Source organism: Marinifaba aquimaris (genome assembly GCF_013328345.1).
Lineage (GTDB): Bacteria > Pseudomonadota > Gammaproteobacteria > Enterobacterales > Alteromonadaceae > Marinifaba > Marinifaba aquimaris.
Genome location: NZ_JABULX010000024.1, coordinates 22,422 through 48,593, shown reverse-complemented (window position 1 = coordinate 48,593; position 26,172 = coordinate 22,422). Strand labels below are relative to the sequence as shown.

General features: G+C 40.0%; 21 protein-coding genes. 14 read left to right on the top strand and 7 right to left on the bottom strand.

The genetic code is table 11. The annotated features are described in order from the left end of the window. Positions 1 to 251: 251 nt before the first annotated feature. From HR060_RS14295 to HR060_RS14285, 3 genes are read left to right on the top strand one after another with little or no spacing between them, the layout of a single operon-like run. Positions 252 to 1,187 carry a phosphate/phosphite/phosphonate ABC transporter substrate-binding protein gene (locus tag HR060_RS14295; RefSeq protein WP_174200977.1) on the top strand — a complete coding sequence of 312 codons (936 nt, stop codon included), beginning with the start codon at positions 252 to 254 and terminating at the stop codon, positions 1,185 to 1,187. Positions 1,188 to 1,199: 12 nt separating this feature from the next. Then, entirely contained in the window at positions 1,200 to 3,353 is a 2,154-nt protein-coding gene (locus HR060_RS14290; protein ID WP_174200976.1) for a bifunctional diguanylate cyclase/phosphodiesterase, read from the top strand. Between the two features lie 20 nt (positions 3,354 to 3,373). Then, positions 3,374 to 4,696, top strand: coding sequence for an OprO/OprP family phosphate-selective porin (locus tag HR060_RS14285; protein ID WP_174200975.1), 1,323 nt, complete (start codon positions 3,374 to 3,376; stop codon positions 4,694 to 4,696). On the opposite strand, the gene HR060_RS14280 is transcribed toward HR060_RS14285, so the two are convergent. The 3 genes from HR060_RS14280 to HR060_RS14270 all read right to left on the bottom strand — a co-directional run bounded on the left by HR060_RS14280 (position 4,693) and on the right by HR060_RS14270 (position 8,958). Beyond that, complete coding sequence (locus HR060_RS14280; RefSeq protein WP_174200974.1) at positions 4,693 to 5,094, bottom strand: hypothetical protein; 402 nt, start codon at positions 5,092 to 5,094, stop codon at positions 4,693 to 4,695. The genes HR060_RS14285 and HR060_RS14280 overlap by 4 nt on opposite strands. Before the next feature lie 1,123 nt (positions 5,095 to 6,217). Continuing rightward, positions 6,218 to 7,342, bottom strand: coding sequence for a DUF4405 domain-containing protein (locus tag HR060_RS14275; protein WP_174200973.1), 1,125 nt, complete (start codon positions 7,340 to 7,342; stop codon positions 6,218 to 6,220). 68 nt (positions 7,343 to 7,410) lie between these two features. After that, positions 7,411 to 8,958, bottom strand: coding sequence for a winged helix-turn-helix domain-containing protein (locus HR060_RS14270; RefSeq protein ID WP_343044240.1), 1,548 nt, complete (start codon positions 8,956 to 8,958; stop codon positions 7,411 to 7,413). Between the two features lie 283 nt (positions 8,959 to 9,241). On the opposite strand from HR060_RS14270, the gene HR060_RS14265 reads away from it, so the two are divergent. The 3 genes from HR060_RS14265 to HR060_RS14255 are packed head-to-tail and all read left to right on the top strand — an operon-like array spanning position 9,242 to position 12,094. Next, positions 9,242 to 10,540: a hypothetical protein gene (locus tag HR060_RS14265; protein WP_174200972.1), complete on the top strand. Its 1,299-nt coding sequence runs from the start codon at positions 9,242 to 9,244 to the stop codon at positions 10,538 to 10,540. Position 10,541: 1 nt separating this feature from the next. After that, positions 10,542 to 11,531: a substrate-binding periplasmic protein gene (locus HR060_RS14260; RefSeq protein ID WP_174200971.1), complete on the top strand. Its 990-nt coding sequence runs from the start codon at positions 10,542 to 10,544 to the stop codon at positions 11,529 to 11,531. Next, positions 11,531 to 12,094 carry a CBU_0592 family membrane protein gene (locus HR060_RS14255; RefSeq protein WP_174200970.1) on the top strand — a complete coding sequence of 188 codons (564 nt, stop codon included), beginning with the start codon at positions 11,531 to 11,533 and terminating at the stop codon, positions 12,092 to 12,094. The genes HR060_RS14260 and HR060_RS14255 overlap by 1 nt, the downstream gene beginning before the upstream one ends. A gap of 74 nt (positions 12,095 to 12,168) precedes the next feature. On the opposite strand, the gene HR060_RS14250 is transcribed toward HR060_RS14255, so the two are convergent. Continuing rightward, entirely contained in the window at positions 12,169 to 13,803 is a 1,635-nt protein-coding gene (locus HR060_RS14250) for a di-heme oxidoreductase family protein (RefSeq protein ID WP_174200969.1), read from the bottom strand. Between the two features lie 78 nt (positions 13,804 to 13,881). Continuing rightward, a complete protein-coding gene (locus HR060_RS14245; RefSeq protein ID WP_174200968.1) occupies positions 13,882 to 15,150 on the bottom strand; it encodes an imelysin family protein in 1,269 nt (422 codons plus the stop codon). Between the two features lie 165 nt (positions 15,151 to 15,315). On the opposite strand from HR060_RS14245, the gene HR060_RS14240 reads away from it, so the two are divergent. From HR060_RS14240 to HR060_RS14230, 3 genes are all read left to right on the top strand, one after another. Then, positions 15,316 to 16,236: a sterol desaturase family protein gene (locus HR060_RS14240; protein WP_174200967.1), complete on the top strand. Its 921-nt coding sequence runs from the start codon at positions 15,316 to 15,318 to the stop codon at positions 16,234 to 16,236. Between the two features lie 239 nt (positions 16,237 to 16,475). After that, complete coding sequence (gene gltS / locus HR060_RS14235; protein ID WP_174200966.1) at positions 16,476 to 17,699, top strand: sodium/glutamate symporter; 1,224 nt, start codon at positions 16,476 to 16,478, stop codon at positions 17,697 to 17,699. A gap of 143 nt (positions 17,700 to 17,842) precedes the next feature. Next, positions 17,843 to 18,691, top strand: a complete 849-nt coding sequence (locus HR060_RS14230) for a mechanosensitive ion channel family protein (RefSeq protein WP_174200965.1) — start codon at positions 17,843 to 17,845, stop codon at positions 18,689 to 18,691. A gap of 74 nt (positions 18,692 to 18,765) precedes the next feature. On the opposite strand, the gene HR060_RS14225 is transcribed toward HR060_RS14230, so the two are convergent. Next, entirely contained in the window at positions 18,766 to 19,608 is an 843-nt protein-coding gene (locus tag HR060_RS14225; RefSeq protein WP_174200964.1) for a LysR family transcriptional regulator, read from the bottom strand. Between the two features lie 119 nt (positions 19,609 to 19,727). Here HR060_RS14225 and rimK point away from each other — a divergent pair, with 119 nt between their 5' ends. The 4 genes from rimK to HR060_RS14205 all read left to right on the top strand — a co-directional run bounded on the left by rimK (position 19,728) and on the right by HR060_RS14205 (position 23,042). Beyond that, positions 19,728 to 20,633: a 30S ribosomal protein S6--L-glutamate ligase gene (gene rimK / locus HR060_RS14220; RefSeq protein ID WP_174200963.1), complete on the top strand. Its 906-nt coding sequence runs from the start codon at positions 19,728 to 19,730 to the stop codon at positions 20,631 to 20,633. 24 nt (positions 20,634 to 20,657) lie between these two features. Further along, complete coding sequence (locus HR060_RS14215; RefSeq protein ID WP_174200962.1) at positions 20,658 to 21,692, top strand: succinylglutamate desuccinylase/aspartoacylase family protein; 1,035 nt, start codon at positions 20,658 to 20,660, stop codon at positions 21,690 to 21,692. After that, on the top strand, positions 21,689 to 22,117 hold the full coding sequence (locus HR060_RS14210) for an ATP-dependent zinc protease family protein (protein ID WP_174200961.1): 429 nt from the start codon (positions 21,689 to 21,691) through the stop codon (positions 22,115 to 22,117). The genes HR060_RS14215 and HR060_RS14210 overlap by 4 nt, the downstream gene beginning before the upstream one ends. A gap of 130 nt (positions 22,118 to 22,247) precedes the next feature. Then, entirely contained in the window at positions 22,248 to 23,042 is a 795-nt protein-coding gene (locus HR060_RS14205; protein WP_174200960.1) for an ABC transporter permease, read from the top strand. A 44-nt stretch (positions 23,043 to 23,086) separates the two neighbouring features. Here HR060_RS14205 and HR060_RS14200 read toward each other — a convergent pair whose 3' ends face one another. Continuing rightward, entirely contained in the window at positions 23,087 to 23,635 is a 549-nt protein-coding gene (locus HR060_RS14200; protein ID WP_174200959.1) for a GNAT family N-acetyltransferase, read from the bottom strand. A gap of 239 nt (positions 23,636 to 23,874) precedes the next feature. Between HR060_RS14200 and HR060_RS14195 the strand changes: the two genes are divergently transcribed. Then, positions 23,875 to 26,058: an OsmC domain/YcaO domain-containing protein gene (locus HR060_RS14195; RefSeq protein ID WP_174200958.1), complete on the top strand. Its 2,184-nt coding sequence runs from the start codon at positions 23,875 to 23,877 to the stop codon at positions 26,056 to 26,058. Positions 26,059 to 26,172: the final 114 nt, after the last annotated feature.

Below are 26,172 nucleotides of genomic sequence, written 5' to 3'. Positions count from 1 at the left end.
GCTAAATGTCTGTATGTTTTTCTCTAAACGATTAATAGCGGGTTGATAGTTTGTATGTATTTGAACACCCTATAGCACAAGTTACGAAAGAAATGATCACAAGGTGTTACAAAGCTTAACGATGAGTCTGGAGCGATAGCCAGTATAATTTAAGCTAATTAAATTTTTTTATGATTTAAATCGTACGCCTAGTATATGGATGGAAAGTACATAGGCGGAAACTATGTGCTTGTAAAACTTGAGGGATTCACATGAATAAAGCGCAAAAGCTTGCCATCTTTCTCCTTGCATTATTTACTATGAACAGCTGTGTTCAAGCACAAGAACTGACTCGAGACGAGACCTTGGTAATAGGTGTAGTGGGGACTAACCCTTCAAAATCGATAAAAGTAACGACACCATTGGCAAATTTCTTAGCCGAAAAATTGCATAAGCACGGGATAAAAGCTGCAAAAGTGGTCGTGACTAAAGACCTAAAAAGGTTAAGTAAGTTAATTGATCGCGATCGCATTGATATGGTGTCTGAATCTGCCTTTTCAGCAAACGAGCTGATAAAGCGCGGCGATGTAGAACTGATTGCCAGACGTTGGAAAGGTGGAGTCGGTGAGTACCATTCAATCTTTTTTACCAATAAACAATCGAACGTTAATCATTTTGATGATCTCGTCGGCCGGGTAGTTGCTTTTGAAGATCGCGACTCGACCAGTGCGTTTTATTTACCTGCCCATATTTTATTATCTAACAATTATGACTTGTATGAAATTTCTCACCCTAGAGAGCTGCCTCCAAAAGGTAGCATCGGCTACTTTTTTGTTAGTGAAGTCTCTAAAACGAATGGTGAAGCCAATATGATGACTTGGGTACACCGCAAAATTGTTGCAGCATCGGCATTTAGTAATCTCGATTGGGAAAAAGAAATTCCACCTCCAATCAGAAAAGATTTAAAAGTGTTCCACAACGGTGAGCCAATTCCCCGAGCTTTAGTTGTTGCGCGTACTAACTTAGCACCCGAACTGAAAAGTACTCTGCAACAAGCCCTATTTAATGCCCATAAAACAGAAGCGGGTAAGGCTGTACTAACCCGGTATAAAAACACCGCTAAATTTGATGCCGTCACAGAGGAGATGAGAAAGGTGGTTATGGCTATGGGAGAGAAAAAGAAACTTGTCGATGATACCTTGTTTTAAGCTGGAGTAAGAATGAAGTTAAAAGGTAGATTAATAACAGCAAGCATGTTGATGTTAGTGCTTACTGTTGGTGTATTGTCTATTTCTAATTGGTTAATTTCCTCTTATTACAACACACAAATCTTAGAAAAAACCTCTGAAAACATGTCAGAGCAATATATTAAGCTTACTCGAAGCCATGCTGCTCAAACAGTTGCGTATTTATCAGAAGCTTTAGTTAATCCTCTGTACTTTTACGATATCGGTGGCATCGAACTAACAATTACCCCCGCGCTGAACAACCAATCTATTTTGGAAATAACGGTTTTCGATAAAAACGGCATACTGGCACAAGCCAAACGCAGTGAAACCGATAGTTACGGTGTTAAGCTCGATATGCCTGAGCTAGAAAAAACAGTTTTAGAAAATAAAACACCCTATTTTCAAAATGAAGATGACTACTTTATTCTGGCTGAACCCTTGTTAATGAACAATGAGCTACTAGGCGGCTTTAAGTTAACGTATTCATTAACGACGATTCGCGATGATATTGAAAAAAATCGCTCGTTAATTGAGCAGATTAATTTATCCAGTAAGGACTCAGGTTACTCGTTAACATTAATTGTTACTTTGATCATGACGGTATTGAGTTTGTGGTTCTCGGCATTGATCGCACGAAATTTAATAGACCCGATTCAAAATTTAGTTAATCACTCTAAGTTAATTGGCAAAGGCGATTATGAAACGCCCAATAATGTCGATCGCAAGGATGAAATTGGTGAGCTCGCCAAAGCGTTTGATGAAATGGGAACCTGCTTAAAAGAGCGCAACGAAGCGATTGAATTTTTAGCTTACAACGATCCATTAACTAAGCTACCTAACCGAACCTATTTCTTGAATAACTTAAATAGAATGATGAATTCTACAGTCGATTCTATTGTGGTCTTTTTTATAGATTTAGACGGATTTAAAAAAGTGAATGATAGTTTAGGTCATGCTGCTGGTGATGAATTGCTACAAGCTATTGCCAAACGTATTAACCAAAACTTGAGGCATAGCGATCGTGCAGAGGGGACTGCTGCTCGAGTAGGTGGGGATGAGTTCTTACTTTGCTTTCCTAATTTATCCAACAAAGAGGTAATGTCTCGCATTGCTAAGCGTATCATTGATGAGTTTAGTAAACCCGTTTATCTAAAAGAGCCCGATGAGTGGGTTGTAGTCGGTGCCAGTATTGGGATTGCAACTTATCCTGAAAGCGCAGATAACTCAGAAGACTTGGTTAAAAATGCCGATATTGCCATGTATTACGCTAAATCAAATGGCAAAGGGCACTACTGTCACTTCAACCAAGAGCTGGAACAACAAGTTATTGTTAAAGGCCAAATCGAGCGTGATTTGCGCATTGCTTTAGAAGACCTCACGCAATTCCAATTGCATTATCAACCCAAAATAGCATTGACGAGCAACAAGGTTATTGGTGCTGAGGCACTATTGCGTTGGATTCATCCTGAGCAAGGAAATATAGCACCTAATGAATTTATTCCCGTTGCTGAAACGTCAGGACTTATTGTGCCAATGGGTGAGTGGGTAATTGATCAGGCTTGTCGTTTTTTACAGCAATGGCAGAAAAAAACAGGCGATAGTGCTTTTCATGTTGCTGTGAATTTATCGGCCAAGCAGCTTTACGACAGCAAAGTAATTCAATATATCACAGATAAATTAGTGCAATACGAATTAGGTATTGGCAGCTTACACATCGAAGTCACTGAAACCGCGCTCCTTAATGACCGCAATCGAGCTAAAAAAACCATCGACAGTTTGCGAGCGCTTGGTGTGGAAGTTTGGCTGGATGATTTTGGTACAGGTTATTCATCGCTCGGATTTCTGCGTCAATTCAATGTTGATGGACTGAAAATTGATCGCAGTTTTATCAAAGATACGGAAACAGACCAAAACGATCGTTCCTTGTGTAATGCGATTATCACCATGGCCCATCAGCTGGATATTGGCGTCGTGGCAGAGGGAATTGAAACCCAAGCTCAAGCTAATTTCTTAATCGAGTCACAGTGCGAAACAGGGCAGGGCTACCTATACTTTAAACCAATGCCTGAATTGGCAATGACTCAATTGATCGCCAATACCTACTGTGTCAATGAAAGCACAGATAAGCTCAATATCAATATGTAACACTAAGGACTTGTTAAGCCATGTCTTGCCAAACTAAAAAGCCACTCGCTGTCGCGACTTCGTTATTAATCGCCATAGCAGCCATGCCTGCTATGGCGTCAGATGCCGATAAAATTAGAGCGTTAGAATTGCGCTTAGAAGCGTTACAAAAAGAATTAAATGAATTGAAATCAGCCGTTAAGCAAAAACAACAGTTCAAGTTTTCTAAAAGTTCACCCGCGCCAGAGTTGGTCTCCAGTGATGGACAAAGCGCTTTAGAGTTTAAAGCGCGTTTTCAAGCCGATTATGTTGATGCAGATGAAATGCTAACGGGCAAAGATGCGAGTTATACGCCAGCTGAAAAAGATACCAGTATACGTCGCTTTCGTTTGGGGCTTGAAGGAAAGTTTGCAAAAGAGTGGGAATATGAGCTTGAAGTTGATTTTTCTGACGATGAAGTTGAAGTTAAAGATGCCAATATTGCTTTCAAAGGTTGGGACGATCAAATCTTAAGTTTAGGTTTTCAAAAATATGCTTTCGGTTTGAGTAATACCCAAAGTTCAGCGCATCAAATCATGATGGAAAGAGCTTCGGTTGATACTTTTGCACCTGATAGAGCACTGGGCCTACAGTGGCGATATTTGGGTGAAAATTGGACTTTTAGCACGGGTGTAGGACTGGATTACAGTGAAATAGAAGAAGATGATACATCTAGTTATGAAGAAACACGCTTTATAACAAATCGGTTAACTTATGCGCCAATAAACGAAAAGTCTTCTTTAGTACACTTAGGTACCAGTTATATGATGCTTGATTTGGGGCGTGACAACAAAGAGTTGCGTTACCGAGCAAGACCAGGCTCAAAACCAACTAACCGCATGGTTGAGACCGAAAAATTTGCATCGGATGGCAGTGATAACTTTGGCGTTGAAGGTATTTTAAAACACCAAAACTTACTATTTTTAGCCGAGTATATGCTTTCAAGTGCGGATAAGCTTGAAGGCGGCAGTGTTGATGTCGATGCGTATAATCTAACGGCTTCTTATGTGCTAACGGGCGAGCAGTGGCGATACAGTAGTAAAAAGGGCTCGATGAAATCGCCACGTCCTGAAAAATCACTATCTGAAGGCGGTTGGGGGGCATGGGAGGTTGCTATTCGCTATGACAAAGCTAACTTCCTCGAAGATGAATTAACCTACGGTGGCGACTTGACCACACTGATTTTGGGTACCAACTGGTATTTAGAAGATAATCTAAAGCTGCAATTTAACTATATTGATGCCGAAGCGACAAATAAGGTAGATGCCGAATATATCGATCAAGATACTAAAATTTGGCAAACTCGACTGCATTTTGGGTTTTAGCTTAGGTTAATTGCTTTATTCAATTTAAGTATTTTTTGATATTTATACAAAGGCAATAAAAACAAACCTGCTAACCAGAATAGAATGTTTCCGTATATCAGAATTTCATTAAAGGTATAGCCGCCAGCACTTATCTCGTAATAAAAAGCTAAGCAAGTAACTACTATCTGGCTTATTAAAATTAATTGCCAAAATAAGTAGGAGCCTAGGTAATATTTTCTAATGATGCCTAAACATGCAAATATTGTAAGCCAGTCTAGTAATATTATTGCAGCTGAAATAGAGGCTGGGTGAACTGGGGCTAATATATCTGGCACTGTATTGGCATAGTAAATATCCCATACGGAAGTCAGTACTAATAATATAAGTAAGCTATGCCAAAAATATTGTTTAAGCATTGCTAGTACCAATAACCAAAAGGGATGGAGTTAGGATCCTTGGGCAACCTTTCCCACCCATCTAATGGTGAGATATATCGCCTAGTAAAATTCCTTCTCTTTGCACCTTTAGGTGCAAGATCGGCTAATAGAAGGAGTAAGCTTTCAGCCTCCTTAGATTTTCTACCGTAAGTTTGAATCGTTGACTTTACGCTAGGGTAAATTCGTTTGTATGCCTCATTTGCATTACCGAAAAAACCTTTATAAAGATAACTACTAAAAGAAGCTATTCGACCAGCTGCACCTAACCTCTCAAATGAGCTAATTTTTGAACTCACAATTAAATCCTTTTGTGTATTATCTCATCCATTAGTGATTATTAATCTAACCATTAATTTGAGGGTGTCAAGGAGAGAGATATACTAAAAATTCTAAAGTCGTTGGTTTGAGCAGATGCGTTTAATAATGAAACCTACAGTACTCAATTTAAGGCGTCAATTTGATTAATTATTTTATGGGAACTGATGACTCATAAATAGCAATACTACTGTTTTTTCTATATTGTCATTCCATTGAGTGGTGATATGGTCAAGTAATAGTCTGACGTTTAGTTCTACTAATTTGTGATTTAAACTCATAACTCTATCAAACTAAGTTTTTATAATGATTAAGGAAAGATCATGAAATACCTATTTTTTTCACTTTTGTTTTGCTGCTCTTTCTGTGCAAGTGCTAATAATAGCCCCTTAACTGGTAAACTTCTTCTACAAGCTTGTAGTATCACGCTAGGTGATTGGAGAAATAAAGTTTGGGAATGGGACAAAGTTAAGTCACCTGCACATCATGCCGTTGCACTAGTTTTATCAACGGTATTGCGAGCCAATCGTCTTTCAATGAAAAAACTAATCATATTACTCACTTTTGTTCAAATAAACATCAACCCAATGTTTATAACTTAGTGGATACTTTAGTTAGCTTCGGATTAATGCAAAGTGAGTCTTTATTATCTCAACCTGCTTACTCTCTTGTTCATCATGCTTATTTAGTAAAGTACCCCTGTAATTAACTATAAAATTGGCCACTACACATAAAGTAGCAGTGGTCAATTTTATAGGTTCTTACCATTTAATAATTAGAATTATTGCTACTCGTTAATACCAACAATGACTCTATCAATCATTTCTTTGGCAGTTGTTAGATTTTCCATATCGGTATATATATCGCCATTTCTGCCTGAGTGATGACCTCTGCCAATAAGCTGCATTGCGAAGTAGGTTTGTGTGCTATCAAAATCGACGATGGCCTCATAAACAACAGAAGGTTGAGCTGTAAACCCATCGCCAGAATAAATGTCATCTTCAGGGAAACGGTCACTTGAATAATAATGATTAAAATCAAATGATTGGTTTATCTCAAATCGAACTCGATATTGACCTGACAACGCTTGTTCACTTTTACTATTTAATAAGAAGTTCTCAAGCATAGTTGCACCGGTATAAGCATCTGCAATTAAATCGCCTTTAGTGGGTACGTATAAACCGTCTTTACTTTGTTTGCCTAGCTTGTGTAAAAATACTGGTAAAGATTCAGGTCTTAATCTTTGGCTTGCCGTTTCTCTCGATTCTTCAAAATTCACATAATCATTGATGTTGTGATTTTCTGAAAACATCAGGTTATCGCTAATCGCATTCTCTTTGTTTTTATAACTGGCTTTAAAATAGAAATCGTTTTGTGCCAACTTACTTGTGACATAAAGAGGCTGAACAAACTCGCCTTCTAGTGTTTCTAACCAAATCGCATATTGTGGAAAGCTAAAGTAAGGCCCTTTTTTCATATCAATACTTATCTTTTGCCCTTGCTGAGTAACAATAGGCATATCGATTGTTTGATAGGTAAATTCATTTTCTTGTGTGTTAGCTGACATAGTACGCTGCGTTTGCCCCCATTGATAAAACATTTGAAAAGGCGCAAATTGAGCCAATGCAAGTCCGAGCAATGACAAAGATAATAAGCATGCGATTAGCATACTGGTATTCATTATTTTGTTATTACGCCAGCGCCAGTATTGTTTTAAAGGACGGAAGTTGTTTTTAATATGCCAAAGTACAAAGCCCACCAGTACAAAACCTATAACTGTGTGAATCAAGGCTGTTTGATGGTTGTGACTGGTTAAAAACATTAGCACTGATGTGACTAACATTACTGCAAATGCGAGGAATATAGATAAACTGACCAGTGTTCGTTTGTTGATTGTGGCTTCAAATTTCATAATCGAGTTCTCCTTGTATGAACTCAATTAGATTGAGATTTTTAATACTTAGTTACCAATAAAAGTCTCTAAAATTTTCTAAAATCAATGATTTTAAATGCTTTTTTAAAATCGCGTTCTGCGATTGTTTGCAGCGGGAACGCAACTTTCTTCTGGGTTATCAAGTGTTTTGCTTTGTGTAAGTTTTGCTCGGCAAATTCTTCTTGCTGCATTTGATAGCCAATATTGGCCAATTGCAGGTAAGTGAAAAACTGGCCTGTTGGGCAATTTATTTGTTGGTGATAAAACAAGGCTTGGTTAAAGGCAGAAAAAGCTTGCTCCACATTGTGCTTGGCTAATTGAATTTGGCCTAATAATTCAAAGCTATAAGCCAAATAAAGCCTATCAGTGATTGTTTGAGCTGATTGAATGTGTTGCAACTGGACAAGTGCAAATTCAAGTTTGTTTTGAGCAACTTGATTTAAGGCATTTAAAAAATGTAGTTTTTTAAGGTTTTTATCTTCAGTGTCTATTTTACCTAGCGCCTGCTTAATCACTCTAGTCGACTGTTCAAACTGATTTTGTCGATAATAACTCAATGCCAATAGAAAGTGAGCTTGGCTAGAGTATTGGCTATCGGCTATGGCTACTTTTGCAGTTAATAACTCTTGAGCTTGTCGCCATTGCCTTTGATGTATGTGTTGCCAAGCTTTAGCCATGAGCTGGTTATTAAAATTGTCGTAACTGGTCTTTTTTGTCCCCGTGGTTTGAGCAATCGTATTGGCAAGTTGACTCAAACCTTGGTCAATCGATTGCGCAAACAGTACACCTTGTTTGATGTGATCTGGGTAATGAAAGTTGTAGCTGATTTGAAAATCACCTGGGTCACCTGAAACTTGAGTTTCAACAACCACTAATGCACCGGTCAGCTCAAATAGACGATTAACCAACTTTGATGGGGCTTTGCTATCTGCCGTATTTATCATATCGAGTACATATTCGGTATTCATCACAGATAACGAGGTAGTCGAGGTAATTTGCTGATTAATCTGATCCATCGCCCCGAGTCGTAACCAACTATAAGCTGGGTTCGCTAACTGATTATCAAACGGCAAGATAATCAAAGAGCCTGATTGCTTTTGCGTTTGTTTAAAGGCAGGTGGGAAATTTTCCTCTGGTTTTAAAAGTACTTGGTAGCTAATACTGCACATTAAGCCTATTGATAACAATGCTGACGGGATAAGACTGTATTTATTAAGTTTTTGTTTGTTGGTTAACCCTGCTTTTTCATTGGTTTGTGAATTACTCACTTCATTAGCTGAGTGATTCATTGCACTATTTGGGGTTGTTTTTGTGGCTGACTCATCATCAACTGCTGAATTTAGCTCAGTTTTTAGCTCAGTATTTATCTCTGTGATTAGCTCAACACTCGCTTGCCAAATGTACCCTTTGCGAGGAATGTTTTTAATAATTTTAGGGTTATTAAAGGCTTGTCTTAATTCTCGAATGGTTTGAAACAATACTTGTTCATCAACGATAACATCATCCCACACTTCATCAAGCAGGGTTTGTTTACTGATTAAGGTTTTCGGTTGCAGGATAAAGTGTTGCAGTAAAGAGAAGGTTTTTGGTCTTATTGTGACTTCTCGCTGATCGGGAAAGAGGATCAGGTGTTTTCAGTATCAACTTGTATTTGATCCGTTAAATATAACGCCACGGTTTAATTTGCTCGTCCAACTGCTCAGTGTTCGGCATTGTAGCTTAGCGATGACACGATAGAAACTCTATCAGATAGGCCGCTGTGATTAACACCTTGTCACAGTTACAAAAAATCACTGTCGTTTCAAATAAGTGGTCTTTTATCTTGTTTGGTGGCTTGTTAGTATGCGGACAGTTATATACTGGAATTTACATCTTTAAATGTCTAATACGAAGTTAACGTTTCGCGCCATTGCGCCTATCTTCTCGCCGCTCAGTTTGCACTTAGGGGTCGATCAATTTTCTAAAGTGTTTACCGATTCACTTAAACAAGTGGAGCTAGCGGATATTTCCGATGACACTACCGCTAATCAGCAGAGTCACAATAAATGGTTAGGGCAATTTTTATATTTAGGTGGGCAACAAGATAAGGTTCGTCAATATCAATCAACAGATATTAACTCTAATGATATTCGACTGATGGCTTGGCAGCCCGAAGGTACAAACAATGTTGTTTTTCATGTTTTCCCTAACAATATTGCTGTTGTTGAAGTTGATATCAATATTGAGTTGCCAACACTTAGTGAGATTGAGCGTAGTCAAGATGTACCAGTAGAACTAATTGAAGATAAGGTACAAGCAGCCGCAGAGCCTATCATTGAAAAGTACTATCCGGCTTTTTGCCAAGACATCATTAAACTAAGGCCTAAACTTTCGAACCAATTTGAACTCACGGCTGCGCCTGACAATGTCGATATTGCTTGGACCGCAAGAACCCTTTTACTCGACGATACTCAGCTAGCTGATACGTCGATACAGGCTGTTTTAACAGCATGGCTAGCGAAAACAAATCGACCTGAAGATGCCACTGATATCATTAATGGCGATAAACACTATTCACTGACTTGGCTTAATTATGCGGTTAACAATGCTGCAGAAGTAGGGCAAGATCCTTATCTGGATATCATGGTACTATCGCAGTATTTTTATGTCTCACAAGAGAACTGTAACAACGCACTGCGCGGTGCAATTGAAACTGCTTACGGTCAAGGAAATAAACAAACCATCATTAAAACGTTAGCGCGAACCCGCACCGCTTCTAGGCTTAACCAAATTGTATTTTATGAACACATTAAATACTTAACCAAACCAAATCGGGCATTGCTCGAAGCTATTTTGAATGGCTGGAAATTTGATCAGCTGGTTGAAAACTCTGAGCGTATGATTGAAATTTGCAATGCCAAGCTACAAGAGGAAGACAATAAAAAGCGTGAACGCAGTACGGTCATGACAGACTTTTTACTGGTTGGTTTGAGCTTTTTGGCGGTGTTTGAGTTATCTATGTATTTGACGGAATTTAGCCGTGAAATGATGAGCAGGCCTGCACTTGATTATAACGACTCTAGCAGTTCATTCTTTTTAAGTGTGATTGCCGAAATTGATGCTGACATCATGTTTTCATTGGGCTTCGGCCTAACCTTGCTACTTATCCTTGTTTATCGCTACATCAAACGTAATTAATATGAAATCAGTTATCACGCTCGCCAATTTGGCCATCGCTATTTTCTTTACCTATTCTGTTTCAGCTAAAACAATGTCGGTTGCAACCAATCAATGGCAGCCTTATATCAATTCACAATCTGCCCCTTTAGGCAGCGCAGCTGAGTTACTCACTCAAATTGTGAGTCAAGACGACCATGAAATAAGCTGGCGTTATCAAAACTATGACTTGGCTTTTAATCAAGTCGCTTTGGGTAAACAAACCTTGGCTTTTCCTTATTTTAAAACAGAGCAGCGCGCTGCCAGCGTTTTGTATTCGGACGCCATTTTTACCGTGACAAACCATATTTACTACAACCGACAGCAAGCGAGTAAACTCAATTTTAATGCACTCGATAAACACACGTTTGGACGAGTAGCTGGCTACAGCTATGGAGAGAAAATCGATGGCTTCACTAAAAGTGCAGTGATTTTTGCCAATGAAAATGATGCCTTAGCGGCTTTGCTGCAAAATGAAATCGATTTTCTGCCTATGACTAAAAGTGTGATGAATACCATGCTCAATCAGCAGTATAAGGATCAAGCTCTACTGATTAAACACGTTGAACAAATTGCAGAGCAAGATTCGATGCATTTAATTGCCGCTAAAACGGATGAAGGTAAACAGGCTATTGCCCAAGTCAATCGCTTGATTGCACAAGTGGCTGATATCGCTAGCTTAAAACTCAAACAAGTGGAGCGCGAGCGCCCTAAAGACATTGCAAAATTGATAACTGCAGAAGGTTATCCTGCCATCGTCGGTCAGACGAGCTTATCGGCAAATACGCAATACTTCACTTTGCCACAAGGCACACGAGTATTAGTCTTAAATTGGAGTGATAAGATACTCAAAGCCTCTGAATCAGACCGTTTGTATAAAAGCATGATCGATCTGAGTCAGGTCGTTATTTTAAATGGGCCACATGTGGGTAAAGAGCTGTATATCCGAAATATGCACTTGGAGATCCAATAGTGGTTGCGTTTTTAGGTTGGCTCGGTTCTATTCTCTATTTAGTTAACCACGGTTATATTTCTGTCGTCAAAAACTGGCGCAATGATATCTACTATGGCGGTAACTTAGTTGCAGCACTGAGTTTAGTGATTAGCTCTTTGTTTTTATCTTCCTATCAAGCTGTTGTCATTAACACCTTTTGGGCCGTTATATCTTTTTTACTGCTGATAAAGGTTGATATCACTAAGGTAGCGATACCCAAACAAGCCTTCTATGTAGGCTTTATTAGTTTTATCGGGTTTTGTACCTGGTCCGCTTGGCAATCGGGACTAACTTCACTCAACTTTTATACGTCTTTAGGTTGGTCATCAAGTTTTGTATTTTGTTTATCTTACTTTTTGTTTTCGAGTAAAAAATTAAGCCATATTCAGTACTTAAGCTTCAACTTTTATGCGTCGGTGGCTTTGCTACCCCTTTTATGGCAGCAGGATAATTTACCAGTTTTCACTTTGCAGATTTGCTGGGCGGGGATTTCGGCTTTTGGTGTCTATAAACGCATGGATAATGCACACTTAATTGATTAGTTGCGATACGTTATTCATTAAAAAAGACGCGCCAATAGAATAGATTGACGCGTCTTTTTGTTATTTGTTCGCTTTTATAAGTCGTTTAAAAACGCGTTAAAATCGCTTCGCTGTTCGGCATTAAATTGTAAAACCGCCTGTTTTGCCGCTTGGGCTTCACCACCGTGCCAGAGTACGGCTTCCATTATGGTTCTCGCGCGGCCATCGTGTAAAAAGCTCGCTTCTGGGTCGACCGTTTTTGCCCGTCCAATTCCCCACAATGGCGGTGTGCGCCATTCTGTAGCCGTCGCTAAAAACTCATAAAGCATGTCGCTACTGGCTGGTTGATTGTCTTGGGTAAAGTCCGCTAAATCTTCGCCCATATCGTGGAGTAATAAGTCGGTATAAGGGAAGATAGTTTGCTCAGACAGTTCAGGGTGTTCGTCACTGTATTCGGTGACATAACTTGGGGTATGGCAATGCTGACAACCCGCTTGCATGAACAACGCTTTGCCGCGCTGCACATCATCATCATAGGCGTTTTTTCGTTGCGGAACGGATAAATGAGCAGAGTAAAAGCCAACTGCGTCTAAAATGATATCCGATACTTCATAATCATAGTCGTTGACACTATCGCCATTGCCATTAGGTGCGTTAATGCAATCTGTTTGATGCGCTAAACAGGATTCTTGCTGATGGAATTTATTGGTTAACCCCATATCGTTGACAAACGCCGCAGCTGATTGCTCAATTAAAGAAGGTTGTGATGCTTTCCAGCCAAAACGACCAAGTGCGATAGCTTGATCTTTAACACTCCAAACATAATTAGCTTTGCCTGAGATGCCATCATTATCTGTGTCATTGATGTCTTGATTAGCCAAGATCGTTTGTTCAGAAATTAAGGCTAATAAACCCAAACCTATCATAGGTGGGGCAACACGCGCTGAAAAGACAGTATCAGCATCAAAGTCATAACCTTGTGCTGCTCTTGTGCTTGTTAAGTGCCAAATTGGGTCGCGAAGCTCAACTTGGTAACCATCAGCAAAGGTCACTGTTTTTGTTTCATACTCAATACCGAGTTCAACTTCTGGCATTACTTGCGCGATGGCTTCTTGCTGAAGTTGAGCCCCAACACTTGAATCTTCAACATTAGCGAGCAGTGAATTGAGCATTTGTACTTTTTCATCTTCACTGATATTACTGCGCGCCGCTCTAAATAAGATACTGGCAAAATCTTCATCGCCATCTGTCATTAAGCCACTCGGTGCATGGCCCCGGCCATCGCGAATATGGCAGTCTTGGCAAGCATTGTTGTTAAATAATCCACCCAGTCCGTCTCTCGATGATGTACTTGCACTGCCTGCAACCCAAGGGTTTTGGAAAAAATCATCGCCTAATTCAAACTGTGCAATGCGCTGCACGTCGGTCATATTAAAAGAGCGTTCTGAAAAAGCATCTGCAGTGTTATCGGGGGTACTGGTTTCACCGCCTGATAGGTGTTCTATTTTTAGCTCGGTTTCAGTTTCGGTTGCTGTATCTGAGTCGGTGTCGGTTTCTGTTTCTGTTTCTGTCTGTGTTGATGTGACCGTTTCGGTGGCCGTTTGTGTCGACGTTTGAGTATTGGTAACAACAGGATTGGTTTTAGTCTCCCCACTACCACCTGAGCCGCCTCCGCAAGCGGTCAATACAAGTGACAGTAAAGCTAAACTGATCAGAGAGTGAGTTTTCATAAATTCAGGTCTTTTAAAACGTAAAAAGCGCTAAGCCTTATTAGGCAATAGCGCTGTATTTAAGGCTGGAGGAGGGGCTTAATCGCCGTCACCACCACCAGTTGTGTCAATTGGGTTAAGTGACAGCACTTCTGTTGCGGCTTTTAATTTGGCATCTAAGCCAATTAATTCTGCAACGGCTGCTTCTGCAACTTGACGCTCTGCATCAGTTGATGCTTGACCGATAATTTGGTCAAATTTCACAGGGTTCGTTTCGTCTTCACCAAAGGCAAGAATTTGTGCCATATGGGTTTCGATGCTGGTTAACGCTTCATCGATATCACTGTAAGTCGTTTCATCTGCTTCGCGAATAAGGTCGCCAATACCTGGACCGTCAATCTCGCCATAGTTACCGTAAAATGCGTTTTTTACACCTTGGAAGTTGTGATAAATAGCAACATGACTTAAATCACTAAAGCAGTCGTGCTCTTCTTCTGGATCGCCTAACGTCAGGCCTGAGTTCATACGTGCACCCGCTAATTCGTCTGTCGCCATCGCATGAATAGAACCTAAGATGTAATCAAGTGCTAATTCACTTTCTGTGAAGTTATATGCCAATGTGCCTTCTGTAGTCACAGCATCCGCACTCCATTCCGCTTGCATCAGCACTAAGTCATCAACTAATAAGTCAGTAGCAACTTTTAAATATTGAGCTCGGCGATCGCATAGGGCATCTGCGCAGTTGTTAACATCAAATTCAACCGCTGCTCGCTCACCTGCGCCTGCATCTGTACCGTGCGTGTCTTCACCCCAAAGCATAAATTCGATAGCGTGAACACCGGTAGTAACGTTCGCTTCGTTATCGTTTGCGCCGTTTTGATCAAGTAATAGAGCAGTGTCAATCTGCGCACTACCTTCAATAATGCTAACAATGTGGTTTTCATCTAATGGCCATGCATTTACTTGGCCTTCCCACTCATCAACGCTAGCCACGCCGCCGTCAGTTGTTAGGTCTTTACCTACTGTGATATTGCTATCCCAGCGCATGATCTCTGATTCTTGATAAGGTGCGCGCGCTACTTTGTAAGCGGCTTTGGCTGCTGTCAAATTATCTTCAGTGGGTGCTGCAATAAAGGCATCAACAGCTTCTTGTAGAGCTTGAGCTGTCGTCAGTGAATCAGAATAAGCTGCATAAGCCATAGCTACATAATTGGCTTTTACTGTGTCAGTAGTGATCGCTTCAACTTCAGTATCTGTTTGTGTTGAGGTTCTGGCACTTGTATAGGTGTAGTCATCGTCATCGCTACAAGCAACAGTGAGGCTCATTGCAGATAAAACAGCAAGCGTAGAAAGTGTTTTTTTGAACATGAGGTTGTTCTCTTGTGATTAGTAGTTAGATGTTAGAATTGTTATATGATTATGATAACTATTATCATTTGACTTATCAATGGCGTTTTGTTGTTTATTTTTTGACTGTACAAGTTAGAATAAGCGCGATTAAATTTTTGTTATTACCAAGGTGAATTGAGCTTTATGTTTGAGGCGTTTACGCAAATACAAGGCGCACTCGTTGAGCTTGCCCATTACGTACTTAACCCGAGCAAACGCATTTACTGGCTTTATTTACTGTCGGGTTTAGGTTTGGCTTTGGTATGGGCATTCATGACGAGTCAATCATTGCTGTCACTACTGAAAAAAAGCTGTTCAGCTAAATATTGGTTCAGTAAAAGCAGTCAGCTCGATCTCAAATGGATTACGGTTAATCAGTTACTGGCTTTATTCCTACTGTTACCATTATTAACAGGGCAGGTTGCTTGGGCGATGTCTGTCTACCGCTTTTTAACGGCGTTTTTTGGCAGTGGCGATTTTATCCAAATCTCTAGCTTAAGTTTGATGTTGCTCTTTACTATTACGGTTTTTCTATTTGAAGATTTCAGCCGTTTTCTCGTTCATTACGCCTATCACAAAGTCCCCCTGTTATGGCGTTTTCACGCTATTCATCACAGTGCTCTGACAATGACACCGCTGACTTTGTATCGAGTTCACTTTATTGAATATTGTATTAATGCCTGTAGAAGCCTTGTTGTCACAGGAACTGTCAGTGGTGTGTTTATTTATTGTTTTGTCGGGCGCATTGGCGTGTATGAAGTTTTGGGTGTCAGTATCTTTAACCTAGTGTTTAATTTAGCTGGCGCTAATTTAAGACATAGCCATGTTTGGTTAGGTTTTGGCAAGTTTGAAAACTGGTTCATCAGCCCAGCACAGCACCAAATTCATCACAGTAGTCATGCGCAACATCTAGATAAGAACTTCGGTGCAAGTTTGTCAATATGGGATCGCTTATTTGGCTCATGGCTTGGCAGTAAAAAACAAACCGTAAAGCGTTTTGGCTTGTATAAAACTGTAAATCCACAAAAATTTTACAAGCAAATTTTTGGCATAAAGCCACTTTAAATACGGATTTAAACGGGTAATAGCCCAAACTGTGTAGTTGAAAAATTCTGCTAAATAGCATCAAGTTATGTACAGCTGCTATGGTTTTATAAGCTTTGTCATATATTATTAATGAGCAAAATAAAAGTCATAATCTTGTGCTTTAATTAAATTAGTTTTCGTTTTTGAGCTGTCTAACTATGGTGTTAGGGCTTAACGAAAAATGGATTAATTCAAATAACTAATAATAAGTTGGTGTTATGGAATTCACTGATAACGTTCTGCATATACAGTCTTTTTTCGCTGTTACTATCGGTATCTTCGTGCTCTTTATTGGGCGTCGTCTCAATAATTCAGTTGGCTTTTTAAAAGAGTACAGTATCCCAGAGCCCGTATCGGGTGGTTTATTAGTCTCTGTGTTAATTGCCTTATTTTATGCTGTGACTTCAATCGAGATTGAGTTTGAATTGGTTGCACGTGATGTGCTGCTCGTTTACTTTTTCACCACCATCGGTATCAATGCCAGCTTAAAAGACCTACTCAAAGGCGGTATGCCATTGGTGATCTTACTCGGCTTAACCGTTGGTTATATGGTGATTCAAAACTTAACCGGTATTGGTGTGGCTTCGTTATTTGATAAGGAAACACCTGTGGGTTTACTTGGTGGTTCTGTTTCACTGATTGGTGGTCACGGAACGGCGATTGCTTGGGCGCCTAAGATTGAAGAGCAATTTGGCATTCAAAGCGCGATGGAAATTGGTATTGCCTGTGCAACCTTTGGTTTGATTCTCGCCAGTATTATGGGTGGGCCTATAGCCAAATTCTTAATTACTCGTCACAACTTACAACCTAAACCAACTGAAAAAGTGAATGTGGGTATAACCGAACAAAAAGATGATTCACAAATTAGTAGCTTTGCCTTTTTAGATGCCATTTTTGCTATTCACTTCTGTGTTATTGTCGGTTTGTTATTAAATAAATTGGTCACTACGCTGGGTCTAGATTTGCCTATGTTTGTGACGTGTTTATTTGCTGGTATCTTAATCACCAATTTAGTTCCACAATCTCGTCCGCGTATTTCTGGTTTAAAGTGGCCAAGTCGCTCACCGGCAATTGCATTGATTGCTGATGTCTCTTTAGGTACTTTTCTTGCGATGTCATTAATGAGTATGCAGTTATGGACCTTGATTGAGTTAGCAGGGCCTATTTTCACTATTTTAGGTGCGCAGTTTATCGTTGCGGTATTAATCAATATCTTTGTTATCTTCCCTGCGATGGGGCGTAACTATGATGCAGCGGTCATTTGCTCGGGCTTTGGTGGTATATCTCTTGGCTCTACACCTACGGCTATGGCCAATATGTCTGCTGTTTCTGCGCGTTATGGTACGTCGCACTTAGCCTTTATCATTGTGCCTTTAGTGTGTGCCTTCTTTATTGATCTCGTCAATGCGTTGATGATTCCATTCTTCTTAAATAACTTTTAATCGAGTTGGAAAAACTAAAAAGCCGAAACTTTGGTTTCGGCTTTTTTGTGCCTATTTTTTAGCGTTTTTGTCAGTGCTTCACTCAGGCTTAGCAATAATCTCTTATACTTTTGATTGGTAGTGGTAAAGGTTACTTAGTTGCTATGGATAACTCCGTTCAGATTCGCTTATACATTTGTTTGTTTTTGGTCATTTTTATCTGGCTGCTAAAGTTTGGTGCAACAAAGTTTATTCGCTCACGTTCAGCCAAACGCGGTGTCGATAAGCGTTACTTAGTTAACAATATCAAAAACTTACTGAATCTTATTTTACTTATTTGTTTATTTACCATTTGGCATAACGAGCTACAAAAATTTGCCTTGTCTATTGCTGCTTTTATGGTGGCAATCATCATTGCGACGAAAGAGTTTATCCAGTGCTTCATTGGCTTTTTGTACATATCGAGTACCAATCCGTTTCGCATTGGTGATTGGATCCAAGTCGATGATTTTGTTGGTGAAGTATCTGAAACCGATTGGGCCAAAGCCACGCTACTTGAGGTTGATTTAGAAAGTTACACATTTACTGGACGGACTATTTTTATACCCAACAATCAGTTGATGTCGCATCCCATTAAAAACTTAAATTACTTAAGGCGTTACGCCAATCACAGTTTTACTGTGACCTGTGATGATGCCAAGGTCGACCCTTTCAGTGTTAAAGCTGAGTTGATGGCTTTGGCAAAAGAGTATTGTCATGATTTTAATGATGTAGCAGAGCGTTACAGTGCCATGATTGAAAAGCGTTTAGATGTACAAATACCGGGGCCTGAGCCGTCATTGGAAATCGGGACAACGGAACTGGGCAGAATACGTTTTACTTTTTGTTTATTTTGCCCGACTGAGCAAGCCATCAAGATAGAGCAAAAGCTAAAACAGGACTTTTTCAAGCTTTGGTATCAACAAGTAAGATCGTTAAACATGCCTTCTGAACCTACCTCGGCTACAGAGTAGTTAAAATAATTTAGTTTATTGCTATTAAATGACAGGTTTGATAAAGAATTTTTATCAAACCTGTAAAATTAATTTTAGCTTCGCAGGTAGGGAAATAGTTGCAGTGCGTCTTGAATCAGTGCTTTTTTATGGCTGTTAACAAGATATATGGCGTAAATATCTCGACTGTAACTTGGCGCGTCTTGCACTAAATGCAGTTTGTTTTTTCTCAGAGCTTCAAAACACATTTGTTTAGGCAGGTAAGCACAACCACCGGCTTCTAAAATAAAATTCATTGCAATACGTGGCTGGCTCATATTGTGTCTAACGATTGTGGTATCGGCAAAGTCACGCATAAATTGGCTATTCACCGATTCGCCGTAATCGACCATGATCATATTTTCTAATGCACTCGAGTGAGCACCGGCAAAGGTTGAAACTAACTGTAATGGCACGCTGCTGACTTTTTCACATTCGATATCATCGACATAAGGTGGTTCGAATAAAAAAGCAATATCAATCAAGCGGCTGACAACTTGTTTACGCAGCTCTATCGCTGAAAAAGTACGGGTATACAAGCTAACATCATCTAAGTTTCGGTGGATTTTTTGTAGCCAGTCTTGCAGCACAATATCCCAAATAGACATCATAGAGCCGACGTAAAGTTGGTTTGATAAACCCGAGCCTACTCCAACATCTTGTTTGAGTTTTTGCCACATGATCATCATTTCATTGGCGTGTTTGACCATGCGGTGGCCTTCAGGTGTGAGCTTTAATCGTTTTTGAGAACGGTCAAATAATAAAACACCTAACTCTTGCTCTAACTGCTTAATTCTTGAACTGATTGCCGCTTGTGTAACGTACAAATTTTCGGCAGCAATTCGAAAATGCAAAGTTTGACTGACTTCTAAAAAAGTACTGATAAGCTCTATTTTCATTGGCTTTTTTAATAAAAAAATCTTATCAAATAGTCTAGTTTATTTTGTTTTTCTTTTCAGTTTTCTTGTACTAATTTTGCCAATATAAACAGCGTATCTACTGGTTAGGAGATCAAATCATGCGCATTGCAATTTTATCTAGAAACGAAAACTTATATTCAACACGTCGCTTAAAAGAAGCGGCTGAAGCTAAAGGCCATGAAGTCGACATCATCGACACTTTACATTGCTACATGGACATCACCAGTAATCGCCCAACAGTGCGTTATCACGGTGAAGAGTTACCTAAATACGATGCCATTATTCCGCGAATTGGTGCATCGATTACTTTTTACGGTACGGCAGTAGCAAGACAGTTTGAGATGATGGGGACGTTTAACATTAACGAGTCGGTAGCCATTAGCCGCTCGCGAGACAAGTTAAGATCATTACAGTTGTTATCGCGCAAAGGTATTGGTTTACCCAGAACGGGCTTTGCCAGTAAACCCGATAACATTAAAGACTTAATCAAAAATGTTGGCGGTGCACCTTTAGTGATTAAGTTATTAGAAGGCACGCAAGGTATTGGTGTAGTGCTTGCTGATACTGCTAAAGCTGCAGAGAGTATTATCGAAGCGTTTATGGGATTAAAAGCCAACATTTTAGTGCAAGAGTTCATTAAAGAAGCCGGTGGTGCTGATATTCGCTGTTTAGTGGTGGGTGATAGAGTAGTTGCAGCTATGAAACGTCAAGGCGCTGAAGGTGAATTTAGATCAAATTTACACCGCGGCGGCAGTGCTGAAGTGGTCAAATTATCGAAAGAAGAGCGAGCAACAGCAGTGAACGCAGCAAAAGCGATGGGTTTGAGTTTTTGCGGAGTCGATCTACTGCGCTCACACAACGGCCCTATGGTGATGGAAGTGAATTCATCACCCGGTTTAGAAGGGATAGAAACCTCTACTGGTTTAGATGTAGCCGGTAAAGTAATTGAGTTTATTGAGAAAAAAGCAGCAACCGCGACAAATAAAACGCGCGGCAAAGGTTAAACATTCCCACTGGAGGGATAATAAATGTCTGTTTTAAAAATTGGTGAGCACGAAGTTAAACTCGGTGAAACCAAAAAAATTGAATTGCCCGTTGCTCGGTTATATACAGACGCCAGTGTTAATTTGCCCGTGTATATTGTTCGGGCAAAAAAGCCTGGACCAACTATTTTTGTCAGTGCAGCAGTGCATGGCGATGAATTGAACGGTATTGAAATCATCCGCCGTTTAATTAACTTAAAAGGATTTAAAATTAAAGCAGGCACCGTTATCGCCGTGCCTATGGTGAATGTGTATGGCGTGATGAACCAAAGTCGGTATATGCCTGATAGGCGCGATTTAAATCGCAGCTTTCCTGGTTCGGCCAAAGGTTCATTAGCTGCGCGTTTGGCGAATAAGTTTTTAACTGAAATCGTCAGTCATTGTGATTATGGCATTGATTTGCATACAGGGGCGATTCACCGTTCTAACTTGCCGCAAATTCGCGCAGATTTAGCCGATGAAGAAACCTTGGAGTTAGCCAAAGTCTTTGGCGTGCCTGTTGTAGTTAATTCTAATGTGCTCGATGGTTCACTAAGAGAGTCTGCAGTTGCGAATAAAACCAAAGTACTTTTGTATGAAGCAGGTGAGGCATTAAGGTTTGATGAGTTATCTATTCGCGCGGGTATAAAGGGCATTGTTAATGTGCTCAGACACTTAAAAATGTTGCCGAAAAAACGCGCGGTGAAAAAACAGGTTACTCCCTTTGTGGCTAACCACAGCAGTTGGGTTAGAGCCAGTGCCAGTGGTATTGTCAGCCATCACTTTGAATTAGGCGATCAAGTTAAAAAGGGCGATGTTGTTGCCCATATTGGCTCGCCCTATGGTGAGGTGTTAGGCGAAGTGATTGCCAACAAGGATGGCATTATTATAGGTAAGCAAAATATCCCTTTAGTGCAAGAAGGGGAGGCCATGTATCACATTGCCTTTTTTGCTGAAGATGATGAACAAATTGTTGAAGAGCTAGAAAGCGTTGAAGAAGAGCTTATCGTCAACATTGAAAGTAGCGAAGGTTTGTTATGAAACAGCTGCCAATAATTGGTCACCTAGAAAATATTGATTTACCTGAATTAGCCATTAGTCAGCTGGATGTTAGGGTTGATACCGGAGCGCAAACCTCGTCATTACATGTCGATAATTTGCAAAGGATCACAATAGATAACAAGCCCGCTGTGGCATTTGATATCCACCCCGAAATTCACAATGTTGAACATGTGGTGCGGTGCCAGGCGGTGTTACACGATGTGAGAAAGATAAAATCGTCTAATGGCCAAAGCGAACAAAGGTATGTGATAAAAACCCCAGCCAAGTTGGGTGATAAAACATGGGAAATTGAAATTACGTTAACAGACCGCTCAGATATGACCTACTTAATGTTGTTGGGGCGCCAAGCATTAAAAGGTGAGTTCTTAGTGGATGTATCTCAGACGTTTATGGGAAACGATTAATTAAAAGCCAAACTGTGTTAGCTTGGCTTTCTTTTTTGGTTTCTTTATTGATAAATTTGTTAAGTTTGAGCATCGTTTATCTCTAACGCTTAATGAGTAAGCTAAAATTAACCGTAAATTAGAACAATAAATGCAGCAATTTATTGATATAAGTTGGTGGCAACTTGGTTTATTTAGCCTGACTTTATTTATCCCTTTTGCAATTAATTACCGATATCAACTTAGCATTGGCAAAGATGCGATATTGGCTATTAGCAGAATGGTGATTCAGTTGGGGTTGATTGGATTGTACTTAGCGTTTTTGTTTGAACTTAACAACCTTTGGGTCAATCTGGTGTGGTTAATTTTGATGATTGGCATAGGCGCCAGTGCCATTATCAGTAAAGCCAAGTTACCGAAAAAACATCTATTTATCCCAGTTAGTTTAGGCTTAGTGGTAGGGTTATTTCCCCTTTTGATGCTGCTTACTTTGGCGGTGATCCAACCGACACCTTTTTATCACGCACAATACCTTATTCCTCTTGCAGGCATGTTATTAGGCAATAGCCTAAGTGCTAATATCGTCAGCCTGCAGCATTTTTTCTTATCATTTGAAGATAAGTGGCCTGAATATGAAGCGGCTCTCGCATTAGGTGCCTCACCAAAACAGGCCTGTTTTGGCTTTGTGCAAAATGCGCTAAGAAAAGCACTCGCGCCTATTTTGGCAACGATGGCGACAACGGGTTTAGTTTCCTTACCTGGGATGATGACAGGGCAAATACTCGGAGGTACAAGCCCTATGATAGCAATCAAATATCAGGTGCTGATTATGATCGCCATTTGGGTAATGATGAGTATCTCTATTACTTTGTGTCTTTGGCTTGTGGTTAAACAAAGTATTACCAGGGCAGGTAAACCATTGATTAGAGCGGAAAGTGAACGCTAGCCATGCAAGTGCTTACTTACTTGGCTAGGCATGCTATCAGTTTTTTACCAGAGCTGCGCTTGATTGAGCGCGGCCACACATACTGGTTTTTCTTTGATACTTGGCAGGGTATTACCAATTAAAGATTGTGCTATCCAGCCGTGAGGAAAGCTAAGTGGTAAAGGCGCTTTTATTTGCGCTTCTGTTACCGGCTTAAATCCGACCTTAGTATAGTAATTAGGATCGCCGTAAGTAATGACTAACTCAACACCATCTGCTTTTAACTGCTCTAAAGCAAATGCGATGAGCTTTTGACCTATCCCTTGGCGTTGAAAGTCTGGGTGTATCGCCATTGGCGATAAAATAAAAGCTTTTATCGAATCGTTAAATTTCAGCTCGCTAAATAACACCCCGCCCACAAGTTGTTGATCTTGCTGTGCTACAAAACAATAAAGTTGGTCTTCATCTGTCGTTGTTAACATTTGCTCAGTGAATTGGGCAATAACCTGGCCTTCATTCTCGCCTTCTGATGCGCTAAAGCTGGCGTTAAATACCTGACAAATGTTGGAAAGTTGTTCTTTGATGTTATAAAAAGGGCATTGGTATATTTGCATTGCTGACCTACTTTTTATCAAAAAGGTAACGGTTTTATAAACCCTGTGGTTAAAACTATCGAGCTTTGAGAGTATCAAACCTGTAATTAGTTCAACGTTGAGGGTTAATTTATTGTGATTATGGCTTTAATACTATTTAAACCAAGACACTGGGTTAAAAAAAGCCGATAATTAGCGCCATTCAATTTAAGCCTTTTTGCCTGTTGATCTAATAGGCCTTTTCAAAGTGGATGCCCTTTATGGAAATCAAAGTTAATTATCTTGATAACTTACGTATCGAAGCCAAATTTGATGATTACAGTGTTATTGCTGATCAACCCATTCGCTACAAAGGTGATGGCACGGCTCCTGGGCCATTTGATTACTTTTTGGCATCTTCTGCTATGTGTGCGGCATACTTTGTGAAGGTTTACTGCAATACCCGCGATATTCCTACTGATAATATTCGCGTCTCGCAGAACAATATTGTTGATCCGGAAGATAGGTACAAACAAAAGTTTGTCATTAACGTTGAGTTACCAGAGAGCATTTCAGACAAAGACAGAAAAGCGATTTTAAAATCAGTTGAGCGCTGCACGGTAAAACGCGTTATTGAAAATGACTTAGAGTTTTCAGTTAATTCGGTAGAGAGCTTAGATGACGATAAAGATGCTTTGCTGACAATTACGCCAGATACCGATGAACAGACGTTTATCCTAGGGAAAGACTTACCGCTGGAGCAAACGATTGCCAATATGACCGCTAAGTTGGCGGAATTAGGGATGAAAATTGATGTTTCATCATGGCGCAACATAGTGCCAAATGTGTGGTCGTTACACATTCGCGATGCCGCGAGCGAGCTTTGTTTTACCAATGGTAAAGGCTCAACCAAAGAGAGCGCACTTTGCTCGGCATTAGGTGAATTTATCGAGCGTTTAAGCTGTAACTTTTTCTATAACGATCAATTCTTTGGTCCTGAAATCGCTAATGCAGAGTTTGTTCATTACCCGAATGAAAAGTGGTTTCCATTAACTGACGATGACTCGTTACCACAAGGTTTACTTGATGAATATATGCTGGATATTTACAACCCAGATGACGAGCTTTGTGGTTCTCACTTAATTGATACTAACTCGGGTAATTTTGAGCGTGGTATTGTTGCTATCCCATACAAACGCCACTCAGATGGCGAGACGGTTTATATTCCATCGAACCTAATTGAAAACTTGTTTTTATCAAACGGCATGAGCGCAGGTAATAACTTAGCGGAAGCAAAAGTGCAGTGTTTGTCTGAGATTTTTGAGCGTGCTGTTAAGCGTGAAATCATCGAAAATGAATTAGTCATGCCTGATGTACCACAAGAGGTTATCAACAAATATCCAAGCATTGTTGCCGGTATTGAAGCACTAGAAGCACAAGGCTTCCCAATTGTTGTAAAAGATTGTTCATTGGGCGGTCAGTTTCCGGTCATGTGTGTGACCTTGATGAACCCAAAAACGGGTGGTGTATTTGCCTCATTTGGCGCGCACCCAAGCTTTGAAGTGGCATTAGAGCGCAGCTTAACTGAACTTTTACAAGGCCGAAGCTTTGAAGGTTTAAACGATGTGCAAAAGCCAACCTTTAATTCATTGGCTGTCGCTGAGCCTGAAAATTTTGTTGAGCACTTTATTGATTCAACTGGACTTATTTCATGGCGCTTCTTTAGCTCAAAAGCGGAATATGAATTTGTCGAGTGGGATTTCTCAGGCACAAACGAAGAAGAATGCGATGCGTTATTTGGCATTTTAGAACAGCTGGGTAAAGAAGCTTACGTGGCCGACTTTACTGATATTGGCGCAGCTTGCCGTATCTTAGTGCCCGATTATTCTGAAGTATATGGTGTTGAAGATCTGATTTGGGATAACACCAACAAAGCACTGGATTATCGCGAAGATATTTTAAATATCCACTCGCTTGATGAAGATGAACTGATTGATTTAGTCGAGCGTTTAGAAGCAAGTGAGCTCGATAACTACATTGATATCACTACTTTAATCGGTATCGAATTTGATGAAAATACCGTTTGGGGACAGCTAACTATTTTAGAGCTTAAGCTATTGATTTACTTAGCGATAGGTGCGCTTGAGCAAGCACAAGAGAAAGCCGGTGAGTTTTTACAATACAATGATAATACTTTCCCTGGTCGCGGTATGTTCTACCAAGCCATGAGTACTGTATTAGAAATAGCCTTAGACGAAGAGTTGGAATTTGAAGATTACCAATACAATTTAACACGTATGTTTGGCGAAGATGTAATGAACGCTGTGGTTGGCTCAATTACCGGCGATGTCACTTTCCACGGTTTAACCAAAACCAGTATGAACTTAGAAGGCATAGACAAACACTTACGCTTAATTGAAAGCTATAAAAAATTACATGCGGCAAGAGCTAAGCTGGCTCAATAAACGCTTACCCAATCCCTACTTAATACCGACATTTGTATGATATGACAGATGTCGGTTCTACCTTTCCAAACCATCCTCTTTTAAATAGCGTTGAACTTAAACCCATCAAAGCTG